This window comes from Streptomyces sp. NPDC045778 (genome assembly GCF_056431945.1).
The window spans coordinates 1-26,429 of sequence record NZ_JBWKJZ010000039.1; the positions used below are offsets into that span (position 1 = coordinate 1).

Below are 26,429 nucleotides of genomic sequence, written 5' to 3' on the forward strand. Positions count from 1 at the left end.
GCGCGCGTCCGGCTCCGCCGGAACGACGCGCCGCCGCTACGCGGCGGGAGACGCGCAGCGCTCCGCGCTGCTCTGCCGGCCCTCCGGGCCGGCGCCGGGCAACTCCGTTGCCCGGCAACCGAATCGCTCCGCGATTCGGTTCAGTAATTCGCTCCGCGAATTACTGAGGCTGGCTACAAGGCCAGTGTGCGGATCGCTGGTCTGGGTTTCAACCCTTACTCCTGTTTGATCTCTCTCTGACTCTCCTTTAGGTGTTGAGTCATCAAATTCTTTGTGCAACAAGGTAGTTCAAGAAGCAACTGCTAATTCCTTCCCTGATATTCCAGAAAAGCAACCCTCAAGTGAATTCTCTTCTGCACGGATATCCTGCTCCGGCTGACAGCGCATAAAGCAGATCTGGATGAGGAATCGGCCACTGCGGAGTCGAGGCAGGATCCAGTAGAAGTCGGTCCATGAGATCGGCCAAAAGATCCTCACTGACCGATACGGGAGGCCGACGGGAGCCAAGGTAACGCCTCAGGATCTCCACAATGGGGGCGGCCTGGTCGTGTGGGAGGGCAGTGTCGGTCGGGGGACCGATGGTAGCGAGCAGCTCGGCGCGTTGGTGTGAGCTCAGCAGGTGTGGTGGAGCTGAGAGTTGGAGCTCCTCTTGCGTCCGTGGGTGATGCTGAGGGGGCTGGTCGGTCGATGTGTATGGCGTGGTGGTGGCTGGGTGGGCGCAGCGGGCGCGGTGGTGCCAGTCGGGGCCGGGCTGGAGAGGGCCGAGGGCGGGGATGCCCACCGCGGCGTCGTGGGCCAGGTCTGTGAGCCGGTGGCCGAAGGAGCTGCTGAACAGCAGGAAGTGATCTTGCGCCTGCTCTGAGCGGCGGAAACGGAGAGCCGTGCGCAGCACGGGGCGAGCTCGGGGCGGGACGGCGTAGACCACGGCGGGTGGCGGAGTGGTCGAACCGTGTTCGGGGTGCCAGACGTCGGGGACGGCTAGGCGTGTACAGCGCACGTCGAGGGCGGCGATGGGGGTGGCGTACAGGGCGTCGGGGTGGGTTCCTGTCGTCAACAGGGCTGTCAGTGCGGCTAGTTGGAGTGGGTGAGGAATGCCGCGGCTGATGCGGTGGGCCGTGTACGGCGTGAATGGGCGTGTGGTGGTGCCCGGCCCCGTGGCCGTGTCGAGGTCGTCGGGCAGGTCCAGGAGGAGACCGGCGCGCAGGAATCCGGCCTGGGCTCCGCGCAGCCGGGTCAGGGTGTGGCGTGGGCTGGGGCTGCTGGTCGTCAGGCGGGATAGGAAGAACTCCAGGTCTTGCTGGGTGGGCAGACCTGGATGGCGGGTGAGGTAGGCCCTGGCCGCGTACAGGCCGGCCCGGTACTGGGCATCGACCCGGGCGAAGTCTGCGGCGGGCAGACAGCGGCGCAGCTCGGCGCGGAAGCGGGCGACCGGGAGGCGCGGTAGGTCCGGCAGGGGCATGGTGCGGTCTGGGACGGGCTGAGGGCGGTGTGGGGCGGGCGGGCCGAGGAGATCGAGGGCCTCGTGGCTGTCGGTGATCTGCTGCAGGTCGTGGTCGAGGTGGTGGCGGGCGAGCCGGGTGCGCAGCCGTGCGGCGGCGGCAGGGGTGGGCGGCTGGGCGATCAGGACGAGGTGGATGCCGGTGTCCTGGCGTAGCTGGGCGATGTGGCGGGTGCGGGCCTCGGCGAGGTGGTGGGCGCGCAGGATGACGAGGCGGTGGATGCCCAGGACGGTGATCCAGCAGGTAGCGGCCCGCCAGGCGGGTGCGGCGGCGGGGGGCTCGGATGTGGTGGGCTGGTAGTCGGTGCGGCCCAGGGCGCGCAGGATGTCCCGCGGCAGGTAGGCGGTACGGGGTGTGTGCGGGGTGAGGTCGACCGTGGTTTGGCCGGCCTGGGGGTCGGTGCTGGCCCGGGCCGCTTGGAGTACGCGGGTGTCGTCGTCCACGTTGATGATCAGCGTGACGGGCGGAGGCGTTGGGGGTGTCGTGGGTGTCATCGGGGGTCTTCGTGTGGCGGGAGGCAGCCGTCGAGCGTCGTCTCCAGCAGGGTGCTTGCCGGGGGCGAGGCGCGGCGTTCAAGGCGCAGGGTGTGGTGGGTGATCTGGGCCCAGCGGCGGAAGTTGCCGTGCCCGTGACGGGTGTCGAGGCGGTCGAGGACGTCCTTGCCGGTGTCGCGCCATCGCGGGTGGAGCTGTGGGATGGCGCGGCGTACCTCGCCGGGGGTGAGCGGGTGGATCTGCAGCCAGCGGGTGGTGCGTGTGGTCAGCAGGGGCTGGCGGCGCAGCATGCGGAAGCCCTTGGTGCTGGTGGCGAGGATGAGGGTGAGCTGGGTGGTGGGGTCGTCGAAGAGGTAGCAGAGGTACTCGACGCAGCCGGTGGTCAGGCGGCTGGCCTCGTCCATCACCAGCAGGTGCGGGTGCGCGGCGAGTTGGGTGCGCAAGGCCGTGTCCAGGACGCCCGGGTCCCGCGTCGGCGGGATGGGGAGATCTGCAGCGAGCAGCAGCTCGGCGTGCAGAACGAGCGGGGTCGGAGCAGGGCGCGGGCTGAGATGGCAGATGCGTACGTCGCCGGGCAGCGCAGGGCGGGAAGCGAGATGAGTCTGCAGGGCGTAGGTCTTGCCGCAGCCTGCGTCGCCGTAGAGGCACATGATGGCCTGCTCTGCCAGGGTTTGCTCCACAGCGCGGGTGACCGCGTCGAGGGCAGGCACCGGGACGGTCCGGGCACCGGGGAGCGAGAGGAAGTGCTGCGGGCCGGGGCCGGGTAGGGCCGGAGGCGGGCGCGTGCTGCTGATGGTGGTGGGCGTCATGCCTGTCCCAGGCGGGCGAAGGTCCAGCGCAGCACCTCTTGGTCGACGCGTTGCCTGCCCAGGCGCTGGAGGCCGAGGCGTGCCTGGGCGGTCAGCCAGGCCCAGTCGCGGAAGCTGCCGTGGGCGGCGTGCGTGTTGGCGAAGAGGATGTCGTCGGGTTCCGCGTTCTCCCACAGCGGGTGGAACAGGGGGATGGCCTGGAGGACTTCTTGGGGGGTGAGGCGGGAGAACTTCTGCCAGATGAAGATCCGTGAGGCGAGCATCGGCTCCTTGCGCAGCACGGTGTAGCAGCCCTGGCCGCCGACGAAGACGATGGCCAGCTGGGTGGCGTAGTCGTCCCACAGGTAGCGGAAGTACTCGAAGGCCTCGGAGTTGAGCCACTGGGCCTCGTCCACGATCAGGGTGCGCGGGTGGGCCGCGAGTGCGTCTTTGAGGAGGTGGTCGAACTCCGATGGGTGTGCGGGCGGGGTGCCGGCCAGGTCGAGCGCGGTGAAGATCTCGTGGCGCACCGCGCGGGCGGTAGGGCGGGAGCGGAATGCGATCCGGCGTACTTCCTCGTCGGGCTCCAGCTCGCGCAGGCTGGTGTTGACCGAGAGGGTCTTGCCGAAGCCCGCGCCGCCGTAGACGCACATCATCGCCCTCGCCTCGATTGTGTCGGCGAGGTTCTCTCGTGCTCTGAGCAGGGCGCGGGTGGCCACGATGTGCGCGCCGGGCAGTTTCAGGTACTGGTCGCCCTCGGCCGGGGGCAGGGTGGTGGTCACTGGTGCTCCTCCTTACGTGGGCCGGGCCCGTCGGTGGGGCGTGGCGCAGCAGGGGTGCGCCAGTGGCTCGGCGCTGTGGTGGGTGGGATCAGGTCGGGCAGGGCGAGCTCAGCCGCGTCGGTCAGGTGGGCTGCGGTCAGGGCCTGGTCGGCCTCGGCCGAGGTGAGGGCGCCCAGGCGTTTGGGCTGTTCGGCGCGGGTCACCGCCGCGTACTTCGGGCGGGTACGTCGCGAGGCCTGGGCCAGCGCGCGGGCCAGACGGCGCTTCTCGGCGTCCTTGCTGCGGCGCAGTGCCCGGCGCTGCTCATCGGTGGCCGCATCCGCCAGGTGGGCTGTGCCCAGGTGCTTGCCCGTAGCGGTGTCGAAGACTTCGATCTCGTGGTCGTGGTGCGGCAGGCAGCGCACCCTCACCTTCGTGCCGGCGTCCGCGCCTCCGGTCATCCACTCCCCCACGTAGTACCGGTTGTTGAATCGCACGCCGCTGGTGGTCAGCGTGCGGGTGCGGCCGTCGTCTTCGAGCGTGAACGCCCACAGCAGGGAGCGGTCGACGTCGTGGATCGGGGTGGGGTCCTGCTGCCACGCCTCAAGCGGCGTGCGCCCGCCCAGCGCCTGGGAGGCGTGCTCGGTGTTCCACCAGGTGATCCACTCCAGCAGTTGCTCGACGAAAGCGGGGAACTCCATCAACTCGCCCACCGGCACACGGCCGCCCCGTGCGGTGCCCGGTCGCACCGAGGCGGACGGGGCGTGGGTGTAGCCGGGCAGGGCGGCGAAGAACATGCGCTGGGCGCAGCGGTTCAGGTTCTCCACCGTGCCCTTCAGTTCCGGCCGGTAAGCGGGCAGGTCCTGGATCGGCACAGCGAACGCGCCCAGAGCCTGGGCGACGGTGTGGGAGAGGAAATCGGAGCCGCGGTCGATGCGTACCAGGGCGGGCAGGCCCCCGATGGGGCCGAAGGCGTCGTTCTCGCCTCGCTGCAGGGCCATGCGTAGCGCGGCCAGGATCGCGTCTCGGGAGGGCTGGTGCGGGGTGATCGCGGCTCCGGTGATCGCGTTCGTCGCGCAGTCGATGAACCACGTCACCCAGGGAAAGACGCGCTGGCTGTCGAGGAGGACCTCGACGGGGATGTGTTTGTGATCGGCTTCCCAGCAGGCGTTGCGCCACTGGCGGGGGCGGCGCAGATGTACGTCGTGTCGGCGTCTGGCGCGTTCTCCTCCGGCGAGGGCGGCGCGCTGGCCGGGGTTCAGGTCGAGGCGGATGGCACGGTGCAGCGTCGCCAGCGATGGCGGTGGTGCGGGTCCTTTACTGCCTTCGACGGCGTCCAGGACGTGCTCGGCCAGGGCTTGGGCGTGCTCGGCCAGGGCCTGGGCGTGCTCGGCCAGCAGTTCCCGGTGTACCGCTGCGGCGTTGCCGCACCATCGAGCGAGGCGTGCGTGCAGTTCGGGCGTGATCGTGAAACGCTCCCGCTCACGTGGGCTCGAGCGGCCCTGGTGGCGAGCGGCCTCAAGCCACCGCCACACCGTCCGCAGCGAGACTCCCACCGAAGAAGCGACCAGACGGACATGCGCCGTCGATAACTCGCCGGTCGCGTCCAGAGCGAGTAGCCGTGTGACAGCCTGCTCGCGCCCCAGCAACCGCGGCGCCACCGGGCCTGGCGTCTGGCTGTCCGCGTTGAGGCCCATGCCTGAGACGGGGTTCTCGGGTGGAATGGATCGCTGGGTCATAGCGACACCCTCAGCCGGCTGCACTGATCCATCGGCGGATACAGGGAAATCTGCAGCCAGCCGGGAACAGCCCCTTACACTCCTCCCTGCTCGCTCAGTGAGCAGCTCAACGACACTACGATCGTCGTCGGTGACACCGTGCCGGCGCGATCGGCGAAGCTAGCGGGCCTATGCGCAGGCGCGTTCTTCTGTCTGTGGGAGGCGGTGCGGTCTCACGTGTTGGGCAATGGGGTGAGCTTGGGGGTTGTTCCAAGGTCTGTCAGCAGGCTGATCTGAGGGGCTGGCTTCCCTGCTCTTAGGCGTCCTTGTCGCTCCGAGCTGAGCGTCTCGACTGTGGTCTGTGACCACTGCGGCTTCGCGGTGGCCAGGATGAGGCCGGCTGCTCCGACGAGTGCGCATCCTTCCATGAGTTTGCCCGCTTCGCGCTGCCGCTCGCGGACGCTGTTACCAAGGGAGTCGTTGCTTTTGGCTTCTCCCAGCCACAGATCTTCGCTGGTCGCCAGGGCGAAATCCATCTCCACGAAACGGTTGCCGCTCTTGAGGAGTTCGAATTCCTCGCAGACGAGGGCTTGGCGTGCCCAGTGCTGATTGCGCAGGTATCTCGTGGCCAGCAGGGGTACGTCGCCGTTGTTTACGACGAGTTCCAGCACTGCTGGGTGCAGATCGTAGAACCAGCGGGGTTCATCTGCGACTGGTCTCCAGTGGCTCTTGGTGAGCTGGTTCTCCCCTTCGCAGCGTCTGCAGCGGTAGCTCTGGCTGATCTCAGCAAGCGGGTAGAACTCGAGGATGGGGCAATGACCGCAGCCAAGGATCAGCCCGCGGCGTAGCACGCCCTGTGACGTCCACTGGTCGATCTGGTTTCTGCGTGCTTCTAGGCTCCAGGTGTTGTCGTCATGAGCAACGAAGGCTTCCCAGGACAGGACGACAGCGGACTTCAGTTTCCACCGGCTGTGTTCCGGGCCATCGTGGTTCGTAGTGTTCTGAGTGAAGCGGTGCAGCAAAGCCCAGCCCGGGCTTGCCGCTAGTGCTTCCAGAGCAGTGCGGGATCCAAGGAGCCGTTCCATGATGGCGGCGCGTTTCCCTGCCGGGCTGGAGCGGATAGTGGTGTCGTTTGCTGAAGCTGCGATGTGCAGGATGCGCTTGATGCCTGGCCAAGCCAGCTTGGGAGAGGCAAGCGTGCCGGTCAGGGATGCCCCGCTGGGTACGAAGTCGTAGCGGTGAGACCAGTAGGTGATGCCTCCGTCCGCGGCACGGACGAAGGTCTCCCATGGGTTTTGGCCTGTTGCCGTGACCGTAGACGATCCCAGTACGGTGAGTGGGGGGACAGGGTGGTTGCTGGCGGTGAGAGTGATCTGCCACCGGTGTTTGTCTGGGTCGAGGCCGCGTGGGACCTCGGCAGCCAGCGACAGGGATGTCTGGAGTGATCCGTCGGGTTCCACGCTCGCGGGAAGAGAGCGCGGCTGGTCCCAGGCGTCTTTCAAGACCACCATGATCGGGTGGTTGAGATCGATGTCGTGAGGGTCGACTGCCTCAAACGGGCGCTCCACCTCTGCAGGCTGAGTGTGCCTGACGGGGCGCTCGTCCCATCGTGCGTCGATGTGCCGTTGGGTCTCCTCCACGCTCAACGAGGCGCTCGTCACCTGCGTCTGGCCGGATGCGCGGCCGGGGAACAGCCACATGTCGCTCACCGAGGCTTCCCATGGCATCCATGTCACCGCGCCACGGGTCTGCCGGAGAGCCTCAGCGAGAGCAAAGTCTTCTGGCTGGTCTCCCAGAACGACGATTCGGTCTGGGCGCTGGAGGGCTCTCGTGACCGGGATGCACCGTCCGGCCTCATAGGAGCGCACCGCGAGCGCTCCATCGGGTGCGTTGGGGTGCAACTGCGACAGCAGCGGGGACTCGGCGCCGCGGAGCGCCGCCTCGCGCCACTGTTCAGCCGAGACATCCCCGCCAGTGCCAGTTGTCTGGGCCTGGATACCGACATGCATCGCGTAGGCCAAGGCCTCCACCGAGGTCACGAGTCCCCTTGGAACACCGATGACGGGAACGCCGGCAATCGCGGCCAGCGATGTCAGATCACGCACATCGTCATGATCGAACAGGTGACTGCACTGGACATGTTCCTCATGATGGTTCGTGCCCACCCGCGAGCGCAGTGCGTCAGCCGCCGTCACAGCCTCGCGGACGATGGGACCGTCCCACGAGTGCTGGCGGACCATCACTTTGAACTGATCAGCACCGGGGCTGCCGGGAATCTGATGCTCGGCCAGCATCTGCTCGATGCTGCCGGGGTAGAGGGTGTCGAACGTGTCCCATGACGGCCCGTAGGCCATCACATGATCAGGGTGCGAATGCGCCAGGCATCGCTCGACTGCCGGATGTCCGACTGCGCGCGCCGGTATCACCGCACTCCCGCTACAGCCCCACATTGCCGACAGCCGGGCCAGGGCTGCTGCCGTCCACTGGACCCAGTCCTCATCCCTGTGTGGCGCGACGATGACGACCCGGGGCGGTCTGGCCGCGTACGACAGCGGCAGGAAGGTGAAGGACTGACCAGACATCCGCCCAGTTTGTCACCCCACTGGCCGCTAGCCGGCACGAAAGCCTCTTCTTACTCAGCACAGCTATGAAGACCACCACGTCAGATAGGTATATCCCGTCCCCACCCACAAGCGGGTGATCTCCCCTACCCCTTACTCACTTAGGAATCTGCAGCACACTGACACGCTCATCGTCACCCAGATGGCACCACACGCCACCCATGTCCGTGACACCGGGGCGACACAATCCCGCAGACCAGCACGGTGCTGTACAGGTCCAGCAACAGTGACGTCCCTCTCAGAACAGTGACACCCACACACAGATTCACAGAGCAGCGCTCCGCGCTGCTCTGCCGGCCCTCCGGGCCGGCGCCGGTCAACTCCGTTGCCCGGCAACCGAATCGCTCCGCGATTCGGTTAAGGAATTCGCTCCGCGAATTACTGTGGCTGGCTACGGGGTTGACAACGCGTCACTTTCGGCTTTCCCTTACTGATCTGATAGGGCATCAGGAAACATTTCTGATGCCCAGCAAATCCGCCCAGTCTCACGCTGAAATCAGCGATAACCCAAAAAACCCTGTGTAGCTAGGCTGCGAACCCGTATCCGGAACTTCCCCCTGGGATCCAAGATCCACAGTAGCGTTATCAGCCCATGCCTCAACAATACGGTCCAGGTGAAGGGTGTACAGCGTACGGAACTCCCCTACCCGCCGACGGGCCTCTCCACCTACGACTGGTCCAACGGGGAAACTCCACACCGGCCTTGCCTCGCTACTCGCACCGGGGAGGGAAGGATGGGGGCTCACAGAGCCGGTGCGGAGAAAGCTATGACGGTGCCGGACTCGCGTGACGTCGCGCTGGAGCTGGTCAAACTACAGCGAACGATGGCCGGCCAGGTTCGCCGAGGAGCACGGGCAGCTCGCGCTCCTCGTACAGCGCGGTGACTAGACGAGCAAGACTCCGGACGAGTACGAGCGGTGCCTGGGCGCGCTGGAGCGCAGCCGGTGGCCGCCTGCCGACCCCCCGCAGCGCTCACCGGAATGATCGGCACCAGGGTCGGGCCTGTCCGCCCTGCTGAAACGCTTCTCCCTGCCGCCTTCGGGCGGGAGGGCGGCCTTCACGGGCCCAGGGTCACCTTCGCTGAGCAGCAACCGCCCCTGTGTACGTCTCCTTCGTGAGGTCGCCGGCATCGATGCCGAGTTCGGAGAACACCGCTCGGATGTCTGCCAGGGCATCGCCCAACTCGGATTCGTCCACGAGCGTTTCCACTTCCAGGAACACGCCATCGAGTTCGGGGACACGTACGAGCGTGGCCAGCATCTGCCGCCCTCTGGCCTCGAACTCGTAGTTGCGACAGTGCTTTTCGAACGCGATGACGATCACATGGCCAAGGCCGCGCAGAATCGCGTGCACTGCTTCCGCGCCCTCGACAACCGTCTCGTGCTCCGGCTTGGATCCGGACTCCTCATCAACCGAGGCATCCTTGAACGTCAGTACCGTACGAGCGCTCTCCGGGCTGTGCACCGTGCGCACTCGCAGCTCTTGGTCCGCCGCCTCCAGCGAACCGTCGGGCCGGTCGTAGTAGGCGTCCTGGTACACCTCGATGCGGGCGGGTGCCCGCTTGTCCAGCTCACCCATGACCGCCTCCGGCATACGCACACGCGCCTTCAACTCGGCCTCGATCACTGGCTTCCCTTTCGTCAGACAGTGCGCTGTGCGCTGTCGATGACTGCCTCGAACATCCTGCTGAACCCCCGGAAGAGCGGTCCGTGTGGTGTCGCCATCACCTTGTACGTCGCCGACTCGTGTCCTTCCCACCCCCTGTCGAACGCACCCACGAACATGACATCGCCCGTCCGGATGAGGCGCCAGGTCGGCAGCATGCTGTACCGCCACACACTGATGTCGCAGGTGTCTGCCAGCTCCCGCAGACGTGCTTCGGTGAGCTGGACCCCTGATGCCAATGACTCCGCGGACTCGCCGATCTCGGCTGCCCGCCGCGTCAGGGCCGTGCTCTCGGGATCGAGCAGCGCCACCCGGACCCGCAGCCCCTTGCCTCCTTGGTCTCGGGGCAGGCAGGTCCGAAGCAGGCTGTCGTTCAGTCCGATCAGGCCGAGGCCGCGTACAGCCAGAATGTCCAACTCCTCGGTTTCGCGGGCCTGCTGTTGGATTTCTTCGGCTGCCGATCTTTGCGCTGCGTAGACCCTTACGACCTCTGGAAAGGCGGCCAGGTCGAAGGCGACGCCCCCGCTGCGCTTTTCACGGCTGGCGGCCAACCCGAGAAGGTGGCGGGCGTCGTCGGGCATGTGTACGCCGTCGGCGATCCGTTCGTACACGTCGAGCCTGCTCACCTCACGGCGACCGTTGATGATCTCGTTGACGCGTGCCTGGGTCATCCCGACCGCTCCCGCGATACGGGCTTGGCTTGCTCCCGTGTACCGCTGCACTTGCCGGAACACGGCTCCCATGTCGCGGCCTTTGAGGGCTTCCCGCACCTCGGCGCGCTCCCACGCCCAATCCGGTAACTCGATGGGCCCCGCTGCGGTCGGCATTGCACTCCCTACTGCTCACCACGAGATGGAAAGTCATCTCACCGTGAGATTACCGGCAGGGTATCGAGCGACCACGCTGCGTCACATGATCCTGGCCAGATCAGAACACGCCCCGGCAACCGTGTAACCGGCCCCAGGGCGTAGCCGACGATCAAGGAGTCGATATGAGGGAGAGTACGGCCTCCGTGTCAGTGTCGGGAAGCAGTGCTCGGAGGCAGGTTCCCTCGCAAGCGGAGAACCGGCTCATCGCTGACTGGCTCGCGCAGGCGCACCCGCTGCCGGGCCAGGCGCGGCGTGAGTGGATGGACGCCTACGTGGCGATGATCCCGCTGGGGCGGTGCTTCGACGCCGTACGCGTACCCGCCCAGCGCATCCACGCCGCCGTCGCCAGCGAGGAGCCCGCCACCGTGGCCACAGCCCTGCGGGACTGGCTTGGCGGCCCCGTGATCCGGGACCTGCGCAGCCCGCTGGGCGCGTACTACTTCCTCGTACCCCCCGACGCGGCGTGGGAGGGCCCGGAGGCGTGCCTGAGCAGGGGCACCTACCTCGGCGTCCCCCGGGTAGGGCACATCGCCTACCTCATGACCTGGGTCGTGCCGCCAGAACACCCCGGCAACCTGTGCGACGTCACCGTCCTGCGCACGCTGCTGGCCACGGCCGATCCGCTGCGGACGGTGACCTGATGACAAGCGACCCTACCGACGGCGAGGACAGTCCCGAGCCGCTGAGCCCGTACCAGGCCTATCGCGGCCATCTGAGCAGCTGCCCCCGCCGGCACGTCGGTATCCTCGCCGACTGCCCCGAAGGCGCACGTCTCCACGCCGCCTGGATCGCAGGGGGCCGTGCGGCCACCACACCGGCGGGTCCGTCCGGAGGGGGCCGGGATGGCTGAGCCGAAGCCGGTGGTGCTCCTCGCCGCCCTGCCCCAGCACGACACCCTCGACCCCGCGCAGCTGTCCGGTGCCGCCTGCGTCTGGTGCCAGCACCAATTCCACCCCGGCGAAGGCATCAACCTCGGCGGCCCCGGCCCCTACCGTCCTCACGGCTGCCTGGACTGCTGCGAAGCCAGAACCAACTCCCTGACCACCTACCTCACCTGGTACCACCACACCGTCACCTGCCACCGGTGCCCCTGCGGCCCGTGCGAAGCCGGCCAGGCTCTGGAGTTGGAACACCTGACCGCGCGGGAGCGCACAGACCAACCCGCCATGCGCTGCGCGAACTGCCACACCCCCCTCACCCCCGGCCAGCGACTTCGCCCCCACTACTGGCGAGAACAATCCTGGCCGATACTCGGCTACCTCCACACACGCGCCTGCCCCACACCGCAGTAAGCCACCCGTGCACGTGACCTCCACGAGGAGGGTGCCGGGTTGGAGCACGGCCGCCTGACGAGTGGTCAGGAAAGTCAGGGGCGGGGTGTCCGGGGTTGTCCTCTCCCGACCGCAGTCGGGAGAGGACCGGGGCTAATGGAGGGCTTCGATTGCTTTCACGATCAACGCCCTCGCGTCGGCGCCATAGACTGCGACGGCCCGCAGTTGGTCGAAAGCCTTCTCGTAGAGAGCGATGTCACTTGGCTGCGTTACGGTCACTCGGGCCGAGAGAAGTTCGACGGACACAAGAGTGTCGTCGTACATGTGAAATGTCTCCATCGGCCAGATGGATCGGTCCGTGGTCGACTGCGGGATGATTCCCAGAGCCACGGATGGGATCGCGCCCGCTGTCAGCAGGTAGCCCAGTTGGGCGGCCATCGCGTCGGAGTCGCTCACCTGATGGCGCAGCGCTGCCTCTTCGACGAGGAGCGCGAACCTGCGGCCGGGCTCGTGGAGGATCTGTGATCGGCTCAGGCGGGCGGCCACTGCTTCGGTGACGTCGTTGGGGATGTCCCGGAACTTCGTGATGGAGGACAGCAGCCCTGTCGCGTATCCCTCTGTCTGGAGCAGGCCAGGGATCAGGGTCGCGGAGTAGACGCGGAAGAGTTTGGTTGATTTGAACAGCGGTAGGTAGCTTTTTTGGAGCTGTTTCAGTCCGGCGCGGGCTTTGCGACGCCATTCCACGTACATGGATTCGGCGTTGCGGGACTGAGCGATGATGTCGCTGGTCTGATCGGATGCGCTGCACGCCTGGCACCAGCGGCGGATGTCGTCGGCGGATGGCGGCGTGCGCGCGTTCTCGATGCGGTAGGTCTTGGGGTGAGTCCAGTTGCAGCGGGAGGCCAGCTCAGACCCGCTGATTCCTGCGTCCAGGCGGAGTTCTCTCAGGCGTTGGGCAACGCTCTCGCGTGCCGCCTGTGCCGCGGACGACGGGGACATGGGCATGGGCCAGCCTGCTCGCCTTCGTGCTAGTCGATCCGGAACTCGTCGTGCGGAATGCCGCGCTCCCATACGGCCTCGAACGCGTCGGCGCACAGTTGGGCGGCCGCCGGGTCGGTGCTGATCTCTCCGCCGGCTGAGGCTCCGTCGCCGGTGAAGTGATTCCACCGGATGAGCCGTTTGTCGATCAGCCAGAAGTCGTTTCCGGGAAGGGCGAGGTCGGAGGCGCGTCGCCGGGGCAACCACCGCACCTGTTCGCCTGCGGCCACGTTGGTGAAGGTGCCTGAGTGCTCGTACCGGATGTACTCGCTCACGGGCTCGGAGACGATGCGGGCGCGGCGGACGGCTACGCCGCGTCCGACCGTGGCTTGGATGAGGTCCAGCCATGGGCGCCACCACGAGTGCTGGTCTGCCGGGTCGTGGCGGAACCCCTCACGCCACCGGGCGAACGATTCCGACTCGTAGTCCACGGCGTAGCTGTCGCGCATCTCCAGGTGGACTGCCGACTCGGTGGCGGTGCTCAGCAGCTCATGGAATGTCGGCTCGCTGCTCGAGGACATTGCACGCCTCCCTCAGCGTTGCGGCCATGCGGGCCGGTACCCGCACCACCTGTTCGTGTTCCGGGATGCCGCTCGCGTGGCCTGGGACCTTGAACGTGGCGCACTGCGCTGTCAGTTCGGGCTGTGGCTTCCACCCCTGGATGACGATCTCACCTTTGGCCTGGTCGACCCACACAGTTGGGCTTTCTCCGTCACCAGTGTTGGGGTCGATTCCGATGAACCGTAGCGCCATGGTTGCCTCCGCTGGCCGCAGTGGTGTGCACGGATGAACACCACTTTCAGTGACTGGAGTTGGGCAGTCAAGAGGTTCACTGTGCGGCTAGTCCGCAAATGTAGGCGTGTACATCGGTGCACATGGCTGGCGACGGCTGTCGTCTCGCTCCTAACGTCGAAAGGTACAGCGAAGGCGCCCTGGCAACCGTGTGACCGGCCCCGGGGTGTGGCCGACGATCAAGGAGTCGACATGGGTGGGACTACGGCCTCCGTGCCAGCGCCGAGAAGTGATGCTCGGAGGCAGGTGCCCTCGCTAGCGGAGAACCGGCTCATTGCTGACTGGCTTGCGCAGGCGCACCCGTTGCCGGGCCAGGCGCGGCGGGAGTGGATGGACGCGTACGTGGCGATGATCCCGCTGGGGCGGTGCTTCGATGCCGTACGCGTACCCGCCCAGCGCATCCACGCTGCCGTCGCCGGTGAGGAGCCCGCCACGGTGGCCGCGGCGCTGCGGGACTGGCTTGGCGGCCCCGTGATCCGGGACCTGCGCAGCCCGCTGGGCGCGTACTACTTCCTCGTACCGCCGGACGCGGCGTGGGAGGGGCCGGAGGCCTGTCTGAGCAGGGGCACCTACCTCGGCGTCCCCCGCGTGGGGCACATCGCCTACCTCATGACCTGGGTCGTGGCGCCGGAGCACCCCGGGAACCTGTGCGACGTGACCGTCCTGCGCACGCTCTTGTCCACGGCCGATCCGCTGCGGACGGAGAGCGGACCATGATGAGCGACCTCGATGACTACGAGGACCGCCCAGAAGCGAAGGGCCTTTACCGGGCCTACCGCGATCATCTGGACACCTGCGCCCGTCGGCACGTCGGTATCCTCACCGACTGTTCCGAAGGCGGGCGTCTGCGCGCCGCCTGGATCGAAGCAAGCCGCACGACGGCCGTGCCCGCGGGCCCGGGCGCAGGAGGTGGGCGTGGCTGAACCCAAACCGGTAGCCCTCCTCGCCGCCCTCCCGCAGCCCGACACCCTCACCCCGGCCCAACTGACTGGTGGTTCCTGCGTCTGGTGTCAGCGCCCCTTCCGCCCCGGCGAAGGCATCGACCTCGGCGACCCCGGCCCCTTCCGGCCCCACGGCTGTCTGGACTGCTGCGAGGCCAGGACCCAATCCCTGACTACCTGTCTCGCCTGGTACGACCACATCGTCAGCTGCCACCGGTGCCCTCATGGCCCGTGCGGGCCGGGCCACGCCCTGGGCGAAGAGCATTTGAGCGTACGAGAGCGCGCAGGCCACCCCCCGATGCGCTGTGCGGCCTGCCAGAGCATCATCGCCCCCGGTCAATTACTACGGCCGCACTACTGGCGCGACAGGCCCTGGCCGATACTCGGCTACCTCCACGCACGCCACTGCCCTGCCCCTCCCCCGCAGCAGGCCGGGGCGCAGAACGGACCGCCCGCATAGCTCCCGGCGTACGGGCGGGCCGGCAGCGCCCCTGGCCATCTGGCCGGGGTGCTGCTCTGCGTCCTGAGCACGGTCAAAGGCGCTGGCCCCCGCTTCCCCGCCGGAGGAAAGCCAGGCGCTGCACGAGGCGCGTACCGCATACCACCGGCCTACCGCAGGAGTCAGCGACCTCCGCCACTACAACAACACCTCGACAAGGTCAGGAAGGGGACCGGCACCTGTGGCGTGAGAGCACGGGGCACCAAGGGCGTCGCGGAGGCGACCGTCACGGCCGCGTCCCTGCCCGGCAGCAGCGTGCCGATCGCCCCCGAGAGGACACGTCCCGCAGCCGCTGCCGGACCCGCTGGTTGTTCAGGCCTTCACCATGTCCTGGGGGATGATTGCGGGCTCGCGCGTGGCTGAGTGCACGACGGCGACGCTGAGCAATGGCGCCACCACGTACACCTGGTCCTCCACAGCCTTCAGCGGTGAACACCCACACGCCGCAGACAAGGAGGCTGGCGCGCGGCCGCCGTACGGATGGGGAGCCCAAACCCTAACCGAGGAGATGTGATGGGTTGCCCGGGCGCGGGCGGGCCGCGAAGGCCTGCCGGCCGAACTCTCCGAGTTCGACGGCGACGCGCCCACGCGCCCCGTGGCAAGCGTCCTTCAGCACCCCGTGGACGCCACGGTGTCAGCCCTGTTGTGCACGCTCACGCGCCTCACGCAGCTCGTACTGCTCCGCGGCAGCTCCGTCGCCCTGCTGTGACAACGAGGCGTAACGGTCAGTGGCGATCTGATCGACGCGGGCGCAGTATCGTGCGGCCGCCGCTTTGACAGCCTCAGCCGGCGGCAACTGTTTTTCCACCGCCCGCAGGGAGCGGAGCAGTTCTTGGGTCAGCTGCGTAAGCCGGGCGCGTTCGTCCCGTGCGGTAATGCTGCCCAGCTCGGCGTGGCCTTGTCTGATGGCGGCACGACGGGATTGCTCTTCCACGGCCAGGATCACCGCTTGGCGACGCCGCTCCAGAGTGCGGAAGGTGCAGTTGCCCGGGGCGGCCACCACCGCCTCGGCCGCTTCGACCGCTCTGGCCAGCTTCGGTGAGAAGCGGGTCGCGGCCAATGCCTCCGCTTCCCGCTTCTCCCGCTCGGCCGCAAGCCGCCGCTCGCGCAGCGCCGGCCAGGCCGGGAACTCCTCCCGCCCCTCGCGCTGTGCGCGCGTACGTGGGCCGGCCTTGTCCGCACGCGTCAGTCGCTCGTCCCAGGAATCTGTCCGCGTAAAGCTGTAAGCACGGCACCCCACACTCCCCCACTGGCCGAACCCGTGCGTCCAGCGCCTCTCGTCGAGCCGGATCACCGGCTCCCCGCAATTCCGGCACAGCTCTTTGTCCAGTTCGGTCAACGTCCCGCCTCTGTAGTCGTGTTATCGCCGGCGTCCGGGTCGTGTTCCTCCGGCGCCTGCATCGTGCCATCACGCTCCGAGATCCCAGCCGGTGGCCCGATTCGGTGCCTGTTGTGCACGACGACAGCCACAGCCGGGGCAGGGCCTGTCGGTCGCCGGGCCGACGGTGTGCTGTTCGGCCCGGTGCCGGTGGCCGTCAGGTGATGGCGCCGGTTCCCTTTCCTGGTGTGGGTCTGCTACGTCCATGCCTCTGGTGCTGCGGCCAGTGCGGCTCGGGCGGCCATCAGGAACGCCTGGGTCTGCCGCTCTACCGGGCTTGGCCCCAACGTGCTGAGCTTCGTCCTGTTGTCTCTGTCCATGAGTGCCGAGACGCGTTCCATCGCTTCCCTGTCGCTGCTCAGGCGATGCTTCTTCAGGGCTTCGGCGAATTCAGCGGGTGCTTCCCTGGTGTCGTGGATAAGGACCAGGGCCACCCGTTCCGTCTCTTGGCCCAGCGTCTGGACCCGCCATCCCAGCTGCCGCCCCGCACGCCGCAGCGCGGCACGGATCAGCGGTACTCCCCCCAGAGCCTGGGCGTCCGCGGGGTGAAGGTTCGCCTGCAGAGCCCCGCCATATCCTCCGGCTCCGTTCGGGCACGTGGCCTCCAGGGCCGGCTTCAGCACCTTGGACAAGGCGATGCACCGCGGATCGTTGGCTAGCGACGGCCGCTTGTCCGCCCTGGTCGGCGGCAGCTCGGTTCGTGGCTCCGCCGTGGGGTCCTCGGAACGGACGGCGGCCGGTGCCCCAGGGTGCTGTCGCAGAGTGAGGAGTGCCCGCGCCATGCCGTCCTGATCGAGCCGGGCTGGAAGCAACCCGGCCTCGCTGCAGGCGATCACGTGGGCCAGAGCCTTCTGGTAAGGCATGGACTGTGCCGTGGCGAAAGCACGGGCCAGGCGGGTGCGGTGCGTACGGCCGGAGGACATCGCTTTCCCATCAGGTCTGCCGTGAACGGAGGCACCCCACCGCACCGTGTCTCCGGCAGACCAACTGGACGCGACGAGTCAGATCTGAGCCGAGATACAGCACTGTGGTCCTGGCGGCGGCCAGATTCACCCATGGCGGTGGTCCTGTGAGGGTGGTACGCGTCCACAGACGCAGGTCCCACTATGCCAGCATCACCCGCGACATCGGCAAGGGGGCCTGGAGCGGGTCGGGCCCCGGGCGCCTCTCGCAGGCGCCGAGCGAACGAGGGGGGCCGGCTGCACGGCCACGCGGAGGTGCCTGGGGGTTGCTCCGTCCCGTTGTCACGGCCTGAACCGGGGTGCTGGCGAGGCCTCGGCCTCCTGCCGCCACCGGCTCGGTACCGGGGGCCAGTTACTCTGTGTGGCCTCCGTGTCGGATTCGATCGCTCCCGCGTCTTGGCCACGCGCAGCCGGCTGGCCCGTACGGCGTCATGCCGCCGCCGCGGCAACCTCACGCGCCGTCGGCTCAGCCCATCGGGCCCGGCAACGACGGTTGCGGCAAGGGCGGCCGCCGCGGGGACCGGTCCCGCAGGGTCTGGGGCACAGTGGCGTGTGCCGCAAGGGATCCTGTCGGACCGCTCCGGAGGCGCCAAGCGCATGAACGCACCCGTCCCCGACCGCCGTTGCCCTGCGCCGGGGGTGCTGGGCGCCCTTGGTGTGGTCCTTGCCGTCCTGGCTGCGGGGTGCAGCACCAGCGGGCCCGGCCGGCCCCCGCGCCTCGGCGCCACCAGCGGCGGGCGAGGACCGGCGCGCGCCGTCTGCCTCCGATTCGACGGCCGCTGCCTCGTCCCGACGGGCGAAAAACGGCCGGGACTTGAAGGCCTGTCTGGACCGCTCTTGCGAGGTCGAGGTCAGGGCCGGGGAAAGCGTCCGCTTCGCTCCGGAGTTTCTCTCCGCCACCTTCACGGTGAACCGCGTCAGCGCCGGGGAGGCTGACTTCACGGCGGTCGACGATCAGTTCAGTCCGCTGGAGGGCACCATCGGCGCAGGCGGCAAGGTCGAGACCGGTGACATCCGTGTCACCTTCCGCCTCACCGCTGACGGCAGGCTCATCCTCGCCTTCGCTCCCCGACAGTTCGCGTGAGGCCATACCTCCGGTCCCTCGGACGCGCCGGGCAGTCGCCCTCAGCCGGACACCGGCGACAGTGCCGCTCGCCTCAGGCCGCCCGGTGAGAGCTGGCCTCGGAGGTGAGTTGCCGGCAGAACGGCCGGTTCAGCGGCGGGTGCGCCTGGTTCGCCCGTGGTTGGTCCCGCTGTCCACAGCGGGGCCGTGCGGCATTATGCCCCTCGAGACCGCGGGGCTTCGGAGGTGGCCGGGTCTTCTTCACCTGCCCGTGGTGGAGTGCCGTGCGGCCGCCGCAACGACGATGGCACGAGCGGCGGACAGGAACAGGACCGCTGACGCACGTAGCGCAGGTCGCCCTCGAGGGGCCGTGGTCGTCTGATGCCTGGGGTGTTCGTGCCGTACGCGTGGAGGATCAACGGCACAAGTCTGCGCCTGGTGCGGCCGGGTGCATGGGTGTGCCGACAGCAGCCATGCACAGGCGAGAAGTGCGCGGTCCGGGTCACTGCGGGGCCGCTCGGATCAGCATGCTCTTGATTCACTGTCGTCCCGATCAGTCCCAGTGGGGTAGATCATCGAGGTCAGGTCCGCCATCCGCCGTAGATGATCTACGCGTCCGGGCAGGAACCAATGGCGTAGCCGGTTCGTACGGCCCAGTCAACTCGCGGCCCATCACGCTTAGTTAGCAGGTCAGGGAGATTCTTACCGTTAGTGCAGGCATGAACTACCCGTCAGGGGCGCGCTGGAGCGGTGGAGTTGGACCATGGCATGACCTGGGACATGTCAGTGATGTATGCGGAACCCGGTAAGCTCGTCAGAGCATCTTCGCTCTCTGGTGTTTTCGGCGATCGGGTCACCCGATCGGGGTCGATCGCCCCGGAGAAGGAGGTGTTGCGAGTGGAAGTCACCCCGCCCTCGGCGGGGAAGCGCGGCGACCGGAAGAAGATCGTCCGGAAGGTCTTCGGCTGGCTGACTCTCCAGGCACTGGGTGCCTGGTTGCGTCATCAGCTGGAAAACCTTCTCTGACGACGTAAGGCCCTCTGCTGACACAGAGGGCCTCCGGGAGTCTCGCTCTCCCACACGCCTGCCCTGTACCCCCGCCAACGGAGTGATCACCCTGGGGGTGCAGGGCACTTTCATGACGCCTGACGCTGGACCGACCGCGGTTCACATACCGTGCGGCCAACGGCGTCCAACGTCGCGCATTTCCGCGTTCCCATCCACTGGTTCTGCCGCTAAACAACATGGAATGCCAGCTCATGGGGCAGTCCGCCTTATGGCAAGCACTCCATGGTGCACGGTCATGCTACCGCTAAAATGGTCCCTGGCGAGGAAGGGGAGATACCGAATGGCACGTGGCCTAGCCGACTTCAACGCGTCTGAACTGCGAGCCCACCGAACGAACTTCTACGCGCGTCCAGGCCGTACGTCGATGACCGCGCAGCAACTCGCCCAAGCCGTCGGCGCCTCCAAAGCCCAGATCCTCGCGTATGAGAACGGGCACCGAGTGCCCGATCCTCCGCGGCTCCTGAAGCTCGCGCAGGCACTGGACGTCCATCCATCCCGCCTGATGTCTCACCACGGCGAGGGCTGGGACGTTGCCGGCATCCGACGCGCCTGCGGGCTACGAGCACAGGATGTTGTCGAACAGCTCGCCATCTCCTCCAAGAACTACCGCCGGTTCGAAACGGAGGGCATCGTCCCGGCACGCCGACCGGGCTTCCTCGACGAGGTCTCCGCGATCTTCGGCCTGACCCGCCGGAACCTGGAGCGGGCGATCGACACCAGCCCTGTCGTACGCGCGCGCCAGGAACGAGCCGCTGAGCTGGTCACACACATGGCCAAGCGCTACGTTCCACAGCCCGGCACGTGGACGGGGCCCGATCTGCAGGACACCGACCTGATCGAGCTGGCATCCGCCTACGGACGGCCGGTGCAGCGCACCCGGCGCGTCCTGGCCTACGAGTTGGGCGAGCTACGGCAGTTCAATCTGCGGGCGGCCCGCGAGCAGGTGATCGCCGACTACGACACGGACCCCGACCGGCAGCTCAAAGCACGCCAGGCCGTGGTGCGCTGGCAAGAGATATCCAAGCGGCACCTGGAGCGGATCCCCGTCCGCCTGGAGCAGTTTCACCGAAGCGCCCAGCCCTCTGACGCGTGGCTGCGGATGGTGGACCTGTACACGGCGGACGCCAGGCCCGACAACGCCCGAGACGGCACCTGGGCACCAGTTGCCCTTTTCTCCGGCGACGTCACCCTCTCCCCGTCGATGATCGAGCACAGGGTCTGCGAAGGGATCCGCCTGTTCAGGCTCAGCCTCCACGGAGTGAATCACGTACGAAGCTTCCACGAGCTGTACGCCGCGCTGTACCCGGCAGTTCGCAGGCCTCGCGTCATCTCCACCCGGGGCCGCCAGGTTCCGGAGAACTCCGCGGTGCTTCCGAACCGGCCGGAGCGGATCGTGATTCCCCCATGGACACTGGAGTCCCTGCGGGACTCCGCGACCGGCAAACACAACGCGTTCGTGGATCTGAGCCCCAGAGTCCGTCTCTCCGTGGGTCCTGCGTCCCTTTCCCTCAGCAGCCGAACACAAGAGCCGGACTCCGCCGAGCAGTTGTGGGAGCCGCACCCTCCCCGGGAAGAGGAGCACCCCTCCTGACCGCGGCAGCCTGGATCAATCACCGCAGTTACCGGCTTTGGCGGCATGATGCCGTCAGGAGGTTCCGGCCGGTGGCAGGCCGGTTGTGGTGAGGCAGCGGTCGACGAGGTCTTTGCGGTACGGGGCTTTGCGGAGGCCGTGACGAAGGCAGCGGGTGATGTCGGGGGGCCGCTGAAGGCGGTGTCGGCTTGGGAACTGTGCCGCAGCAGGGACCAGAGCCCTCGACTGACTTGAGGCAGGGGCGTAGGGCGGCAGGCAGTGGGCGGTGATCCAGTCGTGCTCGTCGATGGACCTGCGCGGGCTTGCTGAGCGACAGCTCGCGGTAGTCCTGCCCTCCAGCCACGGGGGTCTGTCCCCGCCTCGGCCCAGGTACGCGAAGTGGGCGGCGCCATGAGGACCCGGTCTCGTCCTCGAAGGCCAGGTAGCCCTGAGCGCCGCGGTGTTTCCGCCTGGTCCAGGTCTCCTTCACCCAGACAGCGACCGCCCCTCGCCGCGCTGCAGGGCGGGTGCTGGTGTCCAGTGGGCGTGGCCTGAGGTGACGGTGGGGAGGTGGGGTAGGAGGGTGGTGCTTTGGGTCCAGGTTGCGGTGTTGTAGAGGTAGGAGGGGCTGTCGGGGAGGTTGTAGTAGTGGATGCCTGGGGTTATTTGGCGTAGGGGGTGGGTGAGGGTGGTGGGGTGGGCCCAGTCGAAGCCGGTGTGGGGGGTGGGGGTGGTGTCGATGATGAGGGTGCCGGGTTTGAGGGTGGTTGTTTGGTGGGTGGTGAGGTAGGTCAGGGGTGGGGCGGTGGGGTGGGTGCAGTTGATGATGATGTCGTGGTGTGCGAGGAGTTCGGGGAGGGGGTGGTGGCCGGTGGTGGTGACGGCGTGGAGGGTGCCGGTGTGGTCGGTTTCGAGTTGTGTGGTGGGTGGGGTGGTGTGGGGGTGGGGGAAGTGGGTGGTGAGGTGGGTGATGGTGGTGATGCCTTGGGCTTGTAGGGCGCGGAGGGCTCCTTGGGCGGTGGTGTCGTTGCCGATGATGGTGGCGTGCAGGGGTGGGCCCCAGTGGCCGGTGCGGCCGGTCAGGGCCAGGGCGTGGGTGACGGCGCTGTAGCCGGTGATTTCTTGGGGGTGTGTGGTGGGGTGGGGGTGGGGTGGGGGTGTGAGGAGGGCGGGGTGGTGGTCGCGGGGGCCGGTGGTGGTGGGGGTGGGGGGTGCCAGGTGGGGGTGGGCCCAGAGGATCTGGCCGTTTTTGAGGTCGGTGTAGTCCTGGGGTGAGGGGTGGTGGACGAGGATGACGTCGCATTCGGCGAAGATTTCCTGGCGGGTGCAGATGCCTGCTGTGGTGTGGGCGAGGTGGTCGTCGGTGATGCCGAAGGCGCTGCCGTAGCCGGTCTGGACGTATACCTGGGCGCTGACGTCGGTGTCGAGGCGGGCCAGGTGTTGGGGGTGGAGGGGCAGGCGTTGGTCCTGTGTCGCGCCGGGTGGTGTGATGAGGCCAACTGTGTGCTGGGTCATGCCGGTGTCCTCGTCCTCCGTTGCGAAGCGGCTGCGGTGGGCCGGGTGGGTCGCGCGCGCCGGTCGGCCGGGTTCTTCTCCCGTTGTGCCCTGGTGGGGTGATGGTGTGTCAGGGCAGGTGGGGGTGCGGCGGTGCCGGGCCGTGCCGGTGTGGCAGGGGGCCTTCAACGCTTCGGAAACGCTATGTTGCGTTCATTTTCGGGTCAACGAAGGAGTTGGCTCGGAGTGGGTGAAAGGGCTGGTGGCGGGGTTGAAATTCTTGCAAAGGGCCTGATGGTTAATGCAATGAGTGGCTGATTCGTGCTTTGCAACGAGCTGGGTTCGAACGCACACTGGCTCTCGCACATCCAGCGCGTGAGGTGACCGACGATGCCAGGAAACAGACTGACGCAGCAGGACCGCCGGGATATCGCGGCGGGTCTGGCCGAGGGTTTGTCGTATACCGAGATCGCCAAGCGTCTGGGGCGGCCGACGTCGACGGTGACGCGGGAGGTGATGCGTAACGGCGGGCCGCGGGAGTACCGGGCGGAGCGGGCGCATCACGCGGCGGGGCGGCGTGCCCGGCGGGGCCGGCCGGCGGGGGCGGGGGCGGCGCAGCCGTCCGTACCGGAGGCTTGTGCGCGGGATTACGGGCGTGATGGGCAGGCGGTGCGGGAGTATGAGCTGCGTCTGGTGCATCTGCTGATGGCCATCGGTTTGCAGGGGATGGTCTCGCGGGTGCTGGCGTGTATGTGTGTGACTGATTCGGGCAGTGTGACGGCTGCTGACCTGGCCGCGCGGTTGCGGGTGAGTCCGGCGTCGGTGTCCAAGGCGATCGGCCAGTTGGAGCGGCAGGAGATCGTGCGGCGTGAGCGGGTGGCGGGTCAGCGTCGTGACCGGTACGTCATTGATGATGATGTGATGTATCGGGCGGTGGTGGGCAATTTGCGGCGTAATGCCGCGTTCGCCGAGACGGCGCATGAGGGGGCCGGTGTCCTGGGGGTGGGTACTCCGGCGGGGGCGCGGCTCAAGGAGATGGGCCAGTTGTTGGATCATGTCAGTCGCAGCATGATCCGGTCGATGGAGCAGTGGCGGGCGTTGACGGGGGCGCGGGTGCGGGGCGGGGAGGGTGGGGGCGGCAGCGGGGGGCTGGGTGGGTCACAGCTGGCGCAGGGCGCCGCCGTCGACGGCCCATTCGGCGCCGGTGACCTGGCCGGCCAGGGGTGAGAGGAGGTAGGCGATGACGCGGGCGACGTCGTCGGGGGTGCCGATGCGGCCGGTGGGCAGGCGGCGTACATCCCGCACGAAGTGGTCGACGGCTTCTTCGCGGGGGCGCTGGAAGCGGGTGGCGAGCTGGTCGGCGAAGCCGCCGGGGGCGTCGAAGAGGGCAGTGCGGGTGGGGCCGGGTGAGACGACGTTGGAGCGGATGCCGTGGGGGCCGAACTCGGCGGCCAGGGTTTTGGAGACCGACAGCAGTGCGGTCTTGGCGGCGGCGTAGTCGACGACGGGGGCGTCGGGGTAGCGGGCGGCCTCGCTGGCGAGGTGGACGATGCTGGCGGCGCTGCGGGTGAGCAGGGCGGGCAGGGCGGCGCGGGTCATGCGGACCGCGGAGTGGAAGTTCAGCGCGAAGCTGTGCAGCCATTGTTCGTCGCTGACGTCGAGGAAGCCGGTGCGTGAGGTGAGGCCGCCGACGTTGTTGACCAGGCCGTCCAGGCGCTGGTGGCGTTCAAGGACGGCGTCGATGAGGCGGGTGGGGGCGTCGGGGTCGGTGAGGTCGGCGGTGAGGCTGTGGATGGGCGGGCCGTCGGTGGTGAGGGTGTGGGGGGGGTGCGGGCGGCGGTGACGACGTGGGCGCCTTCGGCTGCCAGGAGTTGGGCGGTGGCCTCGCCGATGCCGGCGGAGGCTCCGGTGACGAGGAAGACCTTGTCTTTCAGGTGCAGTTCCACGGATGAGGTGTCCGGTTCCTTGAAAGGGGGGTTCACCGGGTCCGCTGTCAGCGGGGGGCGGGCGGGCGCGGTGCGGAGACCTCAGGGTAGGGGCCCGGCCGGCTGGGTGGGGGCCGGGCGGGGGTGAGGGCGCTCGTTCGGGTGTCGGTGGGTCAGGTGTCCGCTTGTGGTTCGAGGGCGCGGTCGACGAGCAGGGTGGCGGCGCCGGTGTAGTGGGCGGGGTCCAGCAGGGGGTGGATGCGGTGGGCGTGGGGGGCCAGTTCGGGCAGGGCGGTCAGGATCTCGGCCAGGGGGCGGCCGGTGCGGGTGGCCTCGTCGGAGGCCTGGGAGAGCAGGGCTTTGGCGCGGGCGCGGCCCAGGTGGGCGGTGAGGGCGGCGGCGAGGCGTTCGCTGAGCATGCGGCCCTGGGTCAGGGTGGTGTTGTGGCGCATGCGGGCGGGGTCGGTGCGCAGGCCTTCGGCGAGGGTGGCGGCGGTGTGGGCGGCGCCGCCGACCAGGCGCAGAGCTTCGCGCAGCGGTTGCCATTCGGCGTGCCAGGCTCCGGCGGAGCGTTCGTCCTCCGAGAGCAGGCAGGTGTAGAGGGTGGCGGCCAGGGCGGGTACTTGCAGGGCGGTGCTGCGGATGAGGGTGGACAGGACGGGGTTGCGTTTGTGGGGCATGGCGGAGGAGCTGCCGCGGCCGGGGCGGGTGGGTTCGCTGACTTCGCCGATCTCGGTGCGGGTGAGGGTCTGGACGTCGATGGCGAACTTGCCCAGGGCGCCGGCGGTGAAGGCGAGTACGGCGGCGGTGTCCGCGATGGGGGTGCGCAGGCTGTGCCAGGGCAGGTCGGGGGTGGCCAGGCCGGTTTCGGTGGCGAAGGCCAGGGTGAGGTCGTCGGTGTAGGTGGCGGGGTCGGGGGTGGTGGCGTGTTCGAGGTAGCCGGCCAGGGTGCCTGCGGCGCCGCCCAGGGAGACGGGCAGGCCGGTGTCCAGGAGGCGGTCGAGGCGGGTGAGGGCGTCGTGGACGAGTTGGCGCCAGCTGGCGGCTTTCAGGCCGAAGGTGGTGGGCAGGGCGTGCAGGGCCAGGGTGCGGGCGGTGGCGAGGGTGTCGCGGTGGGTGTGGGCGAGGTGGGCCAGGGCCTGGGCGGTGCGGTGCAGGTCGGCGCGGATCAGGCGTAGCGCGTGTGCGGTGACCAGCATGGTGGCGGTGTCGAGGATGTCTTGGCTGGTGGAGCCGCGGTGGACGTATTCGGCGGCGGTCTGGTCGAGGGCGGCGACCTCGCGGGTGAACTCCTTGACGAGGGCTACCACGGGGTTGGCGGTCTCCCGTGAGGCGAGGGCCAGTTGGCGTGGCTGGATGCGGGTGGTGGCCGCGGCCTGGGTGATGAGGGCCGCGGCCGGGGCGGGGATGGTGCCCAGGCTCGCCTGGGCGCGGGCCAGGGCGGCTTCGGCTGTGAGCATCGCGTGCAGCCAGGCCTGGTCGGTGAGGGCCTCTTCGGCTGGGATGCCTGCTCGTACGGGGGCTAGCAGGCCGGTGTCCTCGGCGGCCGGCGGGGGTGGGCCCGGGTCCTTGGGGGCGGGTGTGGGTGGGCCCGGGTGCTCGGTGGCAGGCATGGACGGATCGGGGGTGTCGGCCGGGGGCGCGGGCGGGCTGGTGTCCTTAGGGGCGGGCGTGAGCGGGCCGGTGTCCTTACGGGCGGGTGCGGGCGGATCGGTGTCCTCAGGGGCGGGTGTGGCTGGGCCCGGGTCCTCAGCAGGACGCGTGGGCGGGCCCGGATCCTCGGCAGCAAGCACAGGTGAGCCGGTGTCCTCGGCGGAGCGCGTGGGCGGGTCCGGCTCCTTGGCAGCGAGCGCGGGCAGAGCCAGCTCGGCGGCAAGCGCAGACAGACCGGTGTCCTCGGCAGCGAGCGCGGGCGAACCCGGGTCCTCGGCAGCGGGCGCGGGCGAACCCGGGTCCTCGGGGGCGGGCGGTGGGGTTGTTCGGGGGGTGGGCCCGTTGGGTTCGGGCATGGGG

The 26,429-nt window shown here is 68.4% G+C and carries 23 protein-coding genes and 1 pseudogene; 8 read left to right on the top strand and 16 right to left on the bottom strand.

Going from position 1 to position 26,429, the window contains the following annotated elements:
* Window positions 1-337: 337 nt before the first annotated feature.
* The 7 genes from AC07GB_RS34225 to AC07GB_RS34255 form a co-directional block, all read right to left on the bottom strand.
* Entirely contained in the window at window positions 338-1,993 is a 1,656-nt protein-coding gene (locus AC07GB_RS34225) for a hypothetical protein (protein ID WP_478852429.1), read from the bottom strand.
* Window positions 1,990-2,802: an AAA family ATPase gene (locus AC07GB_RS34230; protein ID WP_478852431.1), complete on the bottom strand. Its 813-nt coding sequence runs from the start codon at window positions 2,800-2,802 to the stop codon at window positions 1,990-1,992. Before AC07GB_RS34230 ends, AC07GB_RS34225 begins: the two co-directional genes overlap by 4 nt.
* Entirely contained in the window at window positions 2,799-3,563 is a 765-nt protein-coding gene (locus AC07GB_RS34235) for an AAA family ATPase (protein ID WP_478852433.1), read from the bottom strand. Before AC07GB_RS34235 ends, AC07GB_RS34230 begins: the two co-directional genes overlap by 4 nt.
* A complete protein-coding gene (locus tag AC07GB_RS34240; RefSeq protein ID WP_478852435.1) occupies window positions 3,560-5,281 on the bottom strand; it encodes a transposase in 1,722 nt (573 codons plus the stop codon). Before AC07GB_RS34240 ends, AC07GB_RS34235 begins: the two co-directional genes overlap by 4 nt.
* 212 nt (window positions 5,282-5,493) lie before the next feature.
* Window positions 5,494-7,842 carry a hypothetical protein gene (locus AC07GB_RS34245; protein ID WP_478852437.1) on the bottom strand — a complete coding sequence of 783 codons (2,349 nt, stop codon included), beginning with the start codon at window positions 7,840-7,842 and terminating at the stop codon, window positions 5,494-5,496.
* A 1,110-nt stretch (window positions 7,843-8,952) separates the two neighbouring features.
* Entirely contained in the window at window positions 8,953-9,507 is a 555-nt protein-coding gene (cyaB, locus tag AC07GB_RS34250) for a class IV adenylate cyclase (protein ID WP_478852439.1), read from the bottom strand.
* Window positions 9,508-9,521: 14 nt separating this feature from the next.
* The gene (locus tag AC07GB_RS34255; protein WP_478852441.1) at window positions 9,522-10,373 is read right to left on the bottom strand and encodes a helix-turn-helix domain-containing protein; all 852 of its coding nucleotides are present in this window, start codon (window positions 10,371-10,373) and stop codon (window positions 9,522-9,524) included.
* Between the two features lie 164 nt (window positions 10,374-10,537).
* On the opposite strand from AC07GB_RS34255, the gene AC07GB_RS34260 reads away from it, so the two are divergent.
* Together AC07GB_RS34260 and AC07GB_RS34265 are read left to right on the top strand one after the other, a co-directional pair.
* Complete coding sequence (locus AC07GB_RS34260) at window positions 10,538-11,056, top strand: hypothetical protein (RefSeq protein WP_478852443.1); 519 nt, start codon at window positions 10,538-10,540, stop codon at window positions 11,054-11,056.
* 201 nt (window positions 11,057-11,257) lie between these two features.
* Window positions 11,258-11,707: a hypothetical protein gene (locus tag AC07GB_RS34265; protein ID WP_478852445.1), complete on the top strand. Its 450-nt coding sequence runs from the start codon at window positions 11,258-11,260 to the stop codon at window positions 11,705-11,707.
* 132 nt (window positions 11,708-11,839) lie between these two features.
* Here the strand turns inward: AC07GB_RS34265 and AC07GB_RS34270 are convergent, their stop codons facing one another.
* From AC07GB_RS34270 to AC07GB_RS34280, 3 genes are read right to left on the bottom strand one after another with little or no spacing between them, the layout of a single operon-like run.
* Window positions 11,840-12,691 carry a helix-turn-helix domain-containing protein gene (locus AC07GB_RS34270; protein ID WP_478852447.1) on the bottom strand — a complete coding sequence of 284 codons (852 nt, stop codon included), beginning with the start codon at window positions 12,689-12,691 and terminating at the stop codon, window positions 11,840-11,842.
* A 23-nt stretch (window positions 12,692-12,714) separates the two neighbouring features.
* Window positions 12,715-13,245 (bottom strand): DUF6879 family protein, encoded by a 531-nt coding sequence (locus tag AC07GB_RS34275; protein ID WP_478852449.1) that lies wholly within the window; start codon window positions 13,243-13,245, stop codon window positions 12,715-12,717.
* Window positions 13,214-13,477: a hypothetical protein gene (locus tag AC07GB_RS34280; RefSeq protein WP_478852451.1), complete on the bottom strand. Its 264-nt coding sequence runs from the start codon at window positions 13,475-13,477 to the stop codon at window positions 13,214-13,216. The genes AC07GB_RS34275 and AC07GB_RS34280 overlap by 32 nt, the downstream gene beginning before the upstream one ends.
* Before the next feature lie 369 nt (window positions 13,478-13,846).
* Here AC07GB_RS34280 and AC07GB_RS34285 point away from each other — a divergent pair, with 369 nt between their 5' ends.
* Window positions 13,847-14,233: a hypothetical protein gene (locus tag AC07GB_RS34285; protein ID WP_478852453.1), complete on the top strand. Its 387-nt coding sequence runs from the start codon at window positions 13,847-13,849 to the stop codon at window positions 14,231-14,233.
* Window positions 14,230-14,439, top strand: coding sequence for a hypothetical protein (locus AC07GB_RS34290; protein ID WP_478852455.1), 210 nt, complete (start codon window positions 14,230-14,232; stop codon window positions 14,437-14,439). Before AC07GB_RS34285 ends, AC07GB_RS34290 begins: the two co-directional genes overlap by 4 nt.
* Window positions 14,440-15,590: 1,151 nt before the next feature.
* On the opposite strand, the gene AC07GB_RS34295 is transcribed toward AC07GB_RS34290, so the two are convergent.
* On the bottom strand, window positions 15,591-16,295 hold the full coding sequence (locus tag AC07GB_RS34295; protein WP_478852457.1) for a hypothetical protein: 705 nt from the start codon (window positions 16,293-16,295) through the stop codon (window positions 15,591-15,593).
* A 236-nt stretch (window positions 16,296-16,531) separates the two neighbouring features.
* Window positions 16,532-17,197, bottom strand: a complete 666-nt coding sequence (locus AC07GB_RS34300) for a hypothetical protein (protein ID WP_478852459.1) — start codon at window positions 17,195-17,197, stop codon at window positions 16,532-16,534.
* A 763-nt stretch (window positions 17,198-17,960) separates the two neighbouring features.
* On the opposite strand from AC07GB_RS34300, the gene AC07GB_RS34305 reads away from it, so the two are divergent.
* The 3 genes from AC07GB_RS34305 to AC07GB_RS34315 all read left to right on the top strand — a co-directional run bounded on the left by AC07GB_RS34305 (window position 17,961) and on the right by AC07GB_RS34315 (window position 21,018).
* Window positions 17,961-18,380 (top strand): hypothetical protein, encoded by a 420-nt coding sequence (locus AC07GB_RS34305; RefSeq protein WP_478852460.1) that lies wholly within the window; start codon window positions 17,961-17,963, stop codon window positions 18,378-18,380.
* Between the two features lie 747 nt (window positions 18,381-19,127).
* Window positions 19,128-19,385 (top strand): hypothetical protein, encoded by a 258-nt coding sequence (locus AC07GB_RS34310; RefSeq protein ID WP_478852462.1) that lies wholly within the window; start codon window positions 19,128-19,130, stop codon window positions 19,383-19,385.
* 406 nt (window positions 19,386-19,791) lie between these two features.
* The gene (locus tag AC07GB_RS34315) at window positions 19,792-21,018 is read left to right on the top strand and encodes a helix-turn-helix domain-containing protein (RefSeq protein ID WP_478852464.1); all 1,227 of its coding nucleotides are present in this window, start codon (window positions 19,792-19,794) and stop codon (window positions 21,016-21,018) included.
* 465 nt (window positions 21,019-21,483) lie between these two features.
* Here AC07GB_RS34315 and AC07GB_RS34320 read toward each other — a convergent pair whose 3' ends face one another.
* Window positions 21,484-22,512, bottom strand: a complete 1,029-nt coding sequence (locus tag AC07GB_RS34320) for a Rossmann-fold NAD(P)-binding domain-containing protein (RefSeq protein ID WP_478852466.1) — start codon at window positions 22,510-22,512, stop codon at window positions 21,484-21,486.
* 369 nt (window positions 22,513-22,881) lie between these two features.
* Here AC07GB_RS34320 and AC07GB_RS34325 point away from each other — a divergent pair, with 369 nt between their 5' ends.
* Window positions 22,882-23,718: a GbsR/MarR family transcriptional regulator gene (locus AC07GB_RS34325; protein ID WP_478852468.1), complete on the top strand. Its 837-nt coding sequence runs from the start codon at window positions 22,882-22,884 to the stop codon at window positions 23,716-23,718.
* On the opposite strand, the gene AC07GB_RS34330 is transcribed toward AC07GB_RS34325, so the two are convergent.
* The 3 genes and pseudogenes from AC07GB_RS34330 to AC07GB_RS34340 all read right to left on the bottom strand — a co-directional run bounded on the left by AC07GB_RS34330 (window position 23,650) and on the right by AC07GB_RS34340 (window position 26,425).
* Window positions 23,650-24,285: an SDR family NAD(P)-dependent oxidoreductase gene (locus AC07GB_RS34330; protein WP_478852541.1), complete on the bottom strand. Its 636-nt coding sequence runs from the start codon at window positions 24,283-24,285 to the stop codon at window positions 23,650-23,652. The two genes, AC07GB_RS34325 and AC07GB_RS34330, sit on opposite strands and share 69 nt — an antisense overlap.
* A gap of 77 nt (window positions 24,286-24,362) precedes the next feature.
* Window positions 24,363-24,473 (bottom strand): annotated as a pseudogene (locus AC07GB_RS34335) (hypothetical protein); the annotation flags it as partial.
* Window positions 24,474-24,589: 116 nt separating this feature from the next.
* Window positions 24,590-26,425 carry a nitrosuccinate lyase gene (locus AC07GB_RS34340; RefSeq protein WP_478852470.1) on the bottom strand — a complete coding sequence of 612 codons (1,836 nt, stop codon included), beginning with the start codon at window positions 26,423-26,425 and terminating at the stop codon, window positions 24,590-24,592.
* Between the last annotated feature and the right edge of the window lie 4 nt (window positions 26,426-26,429).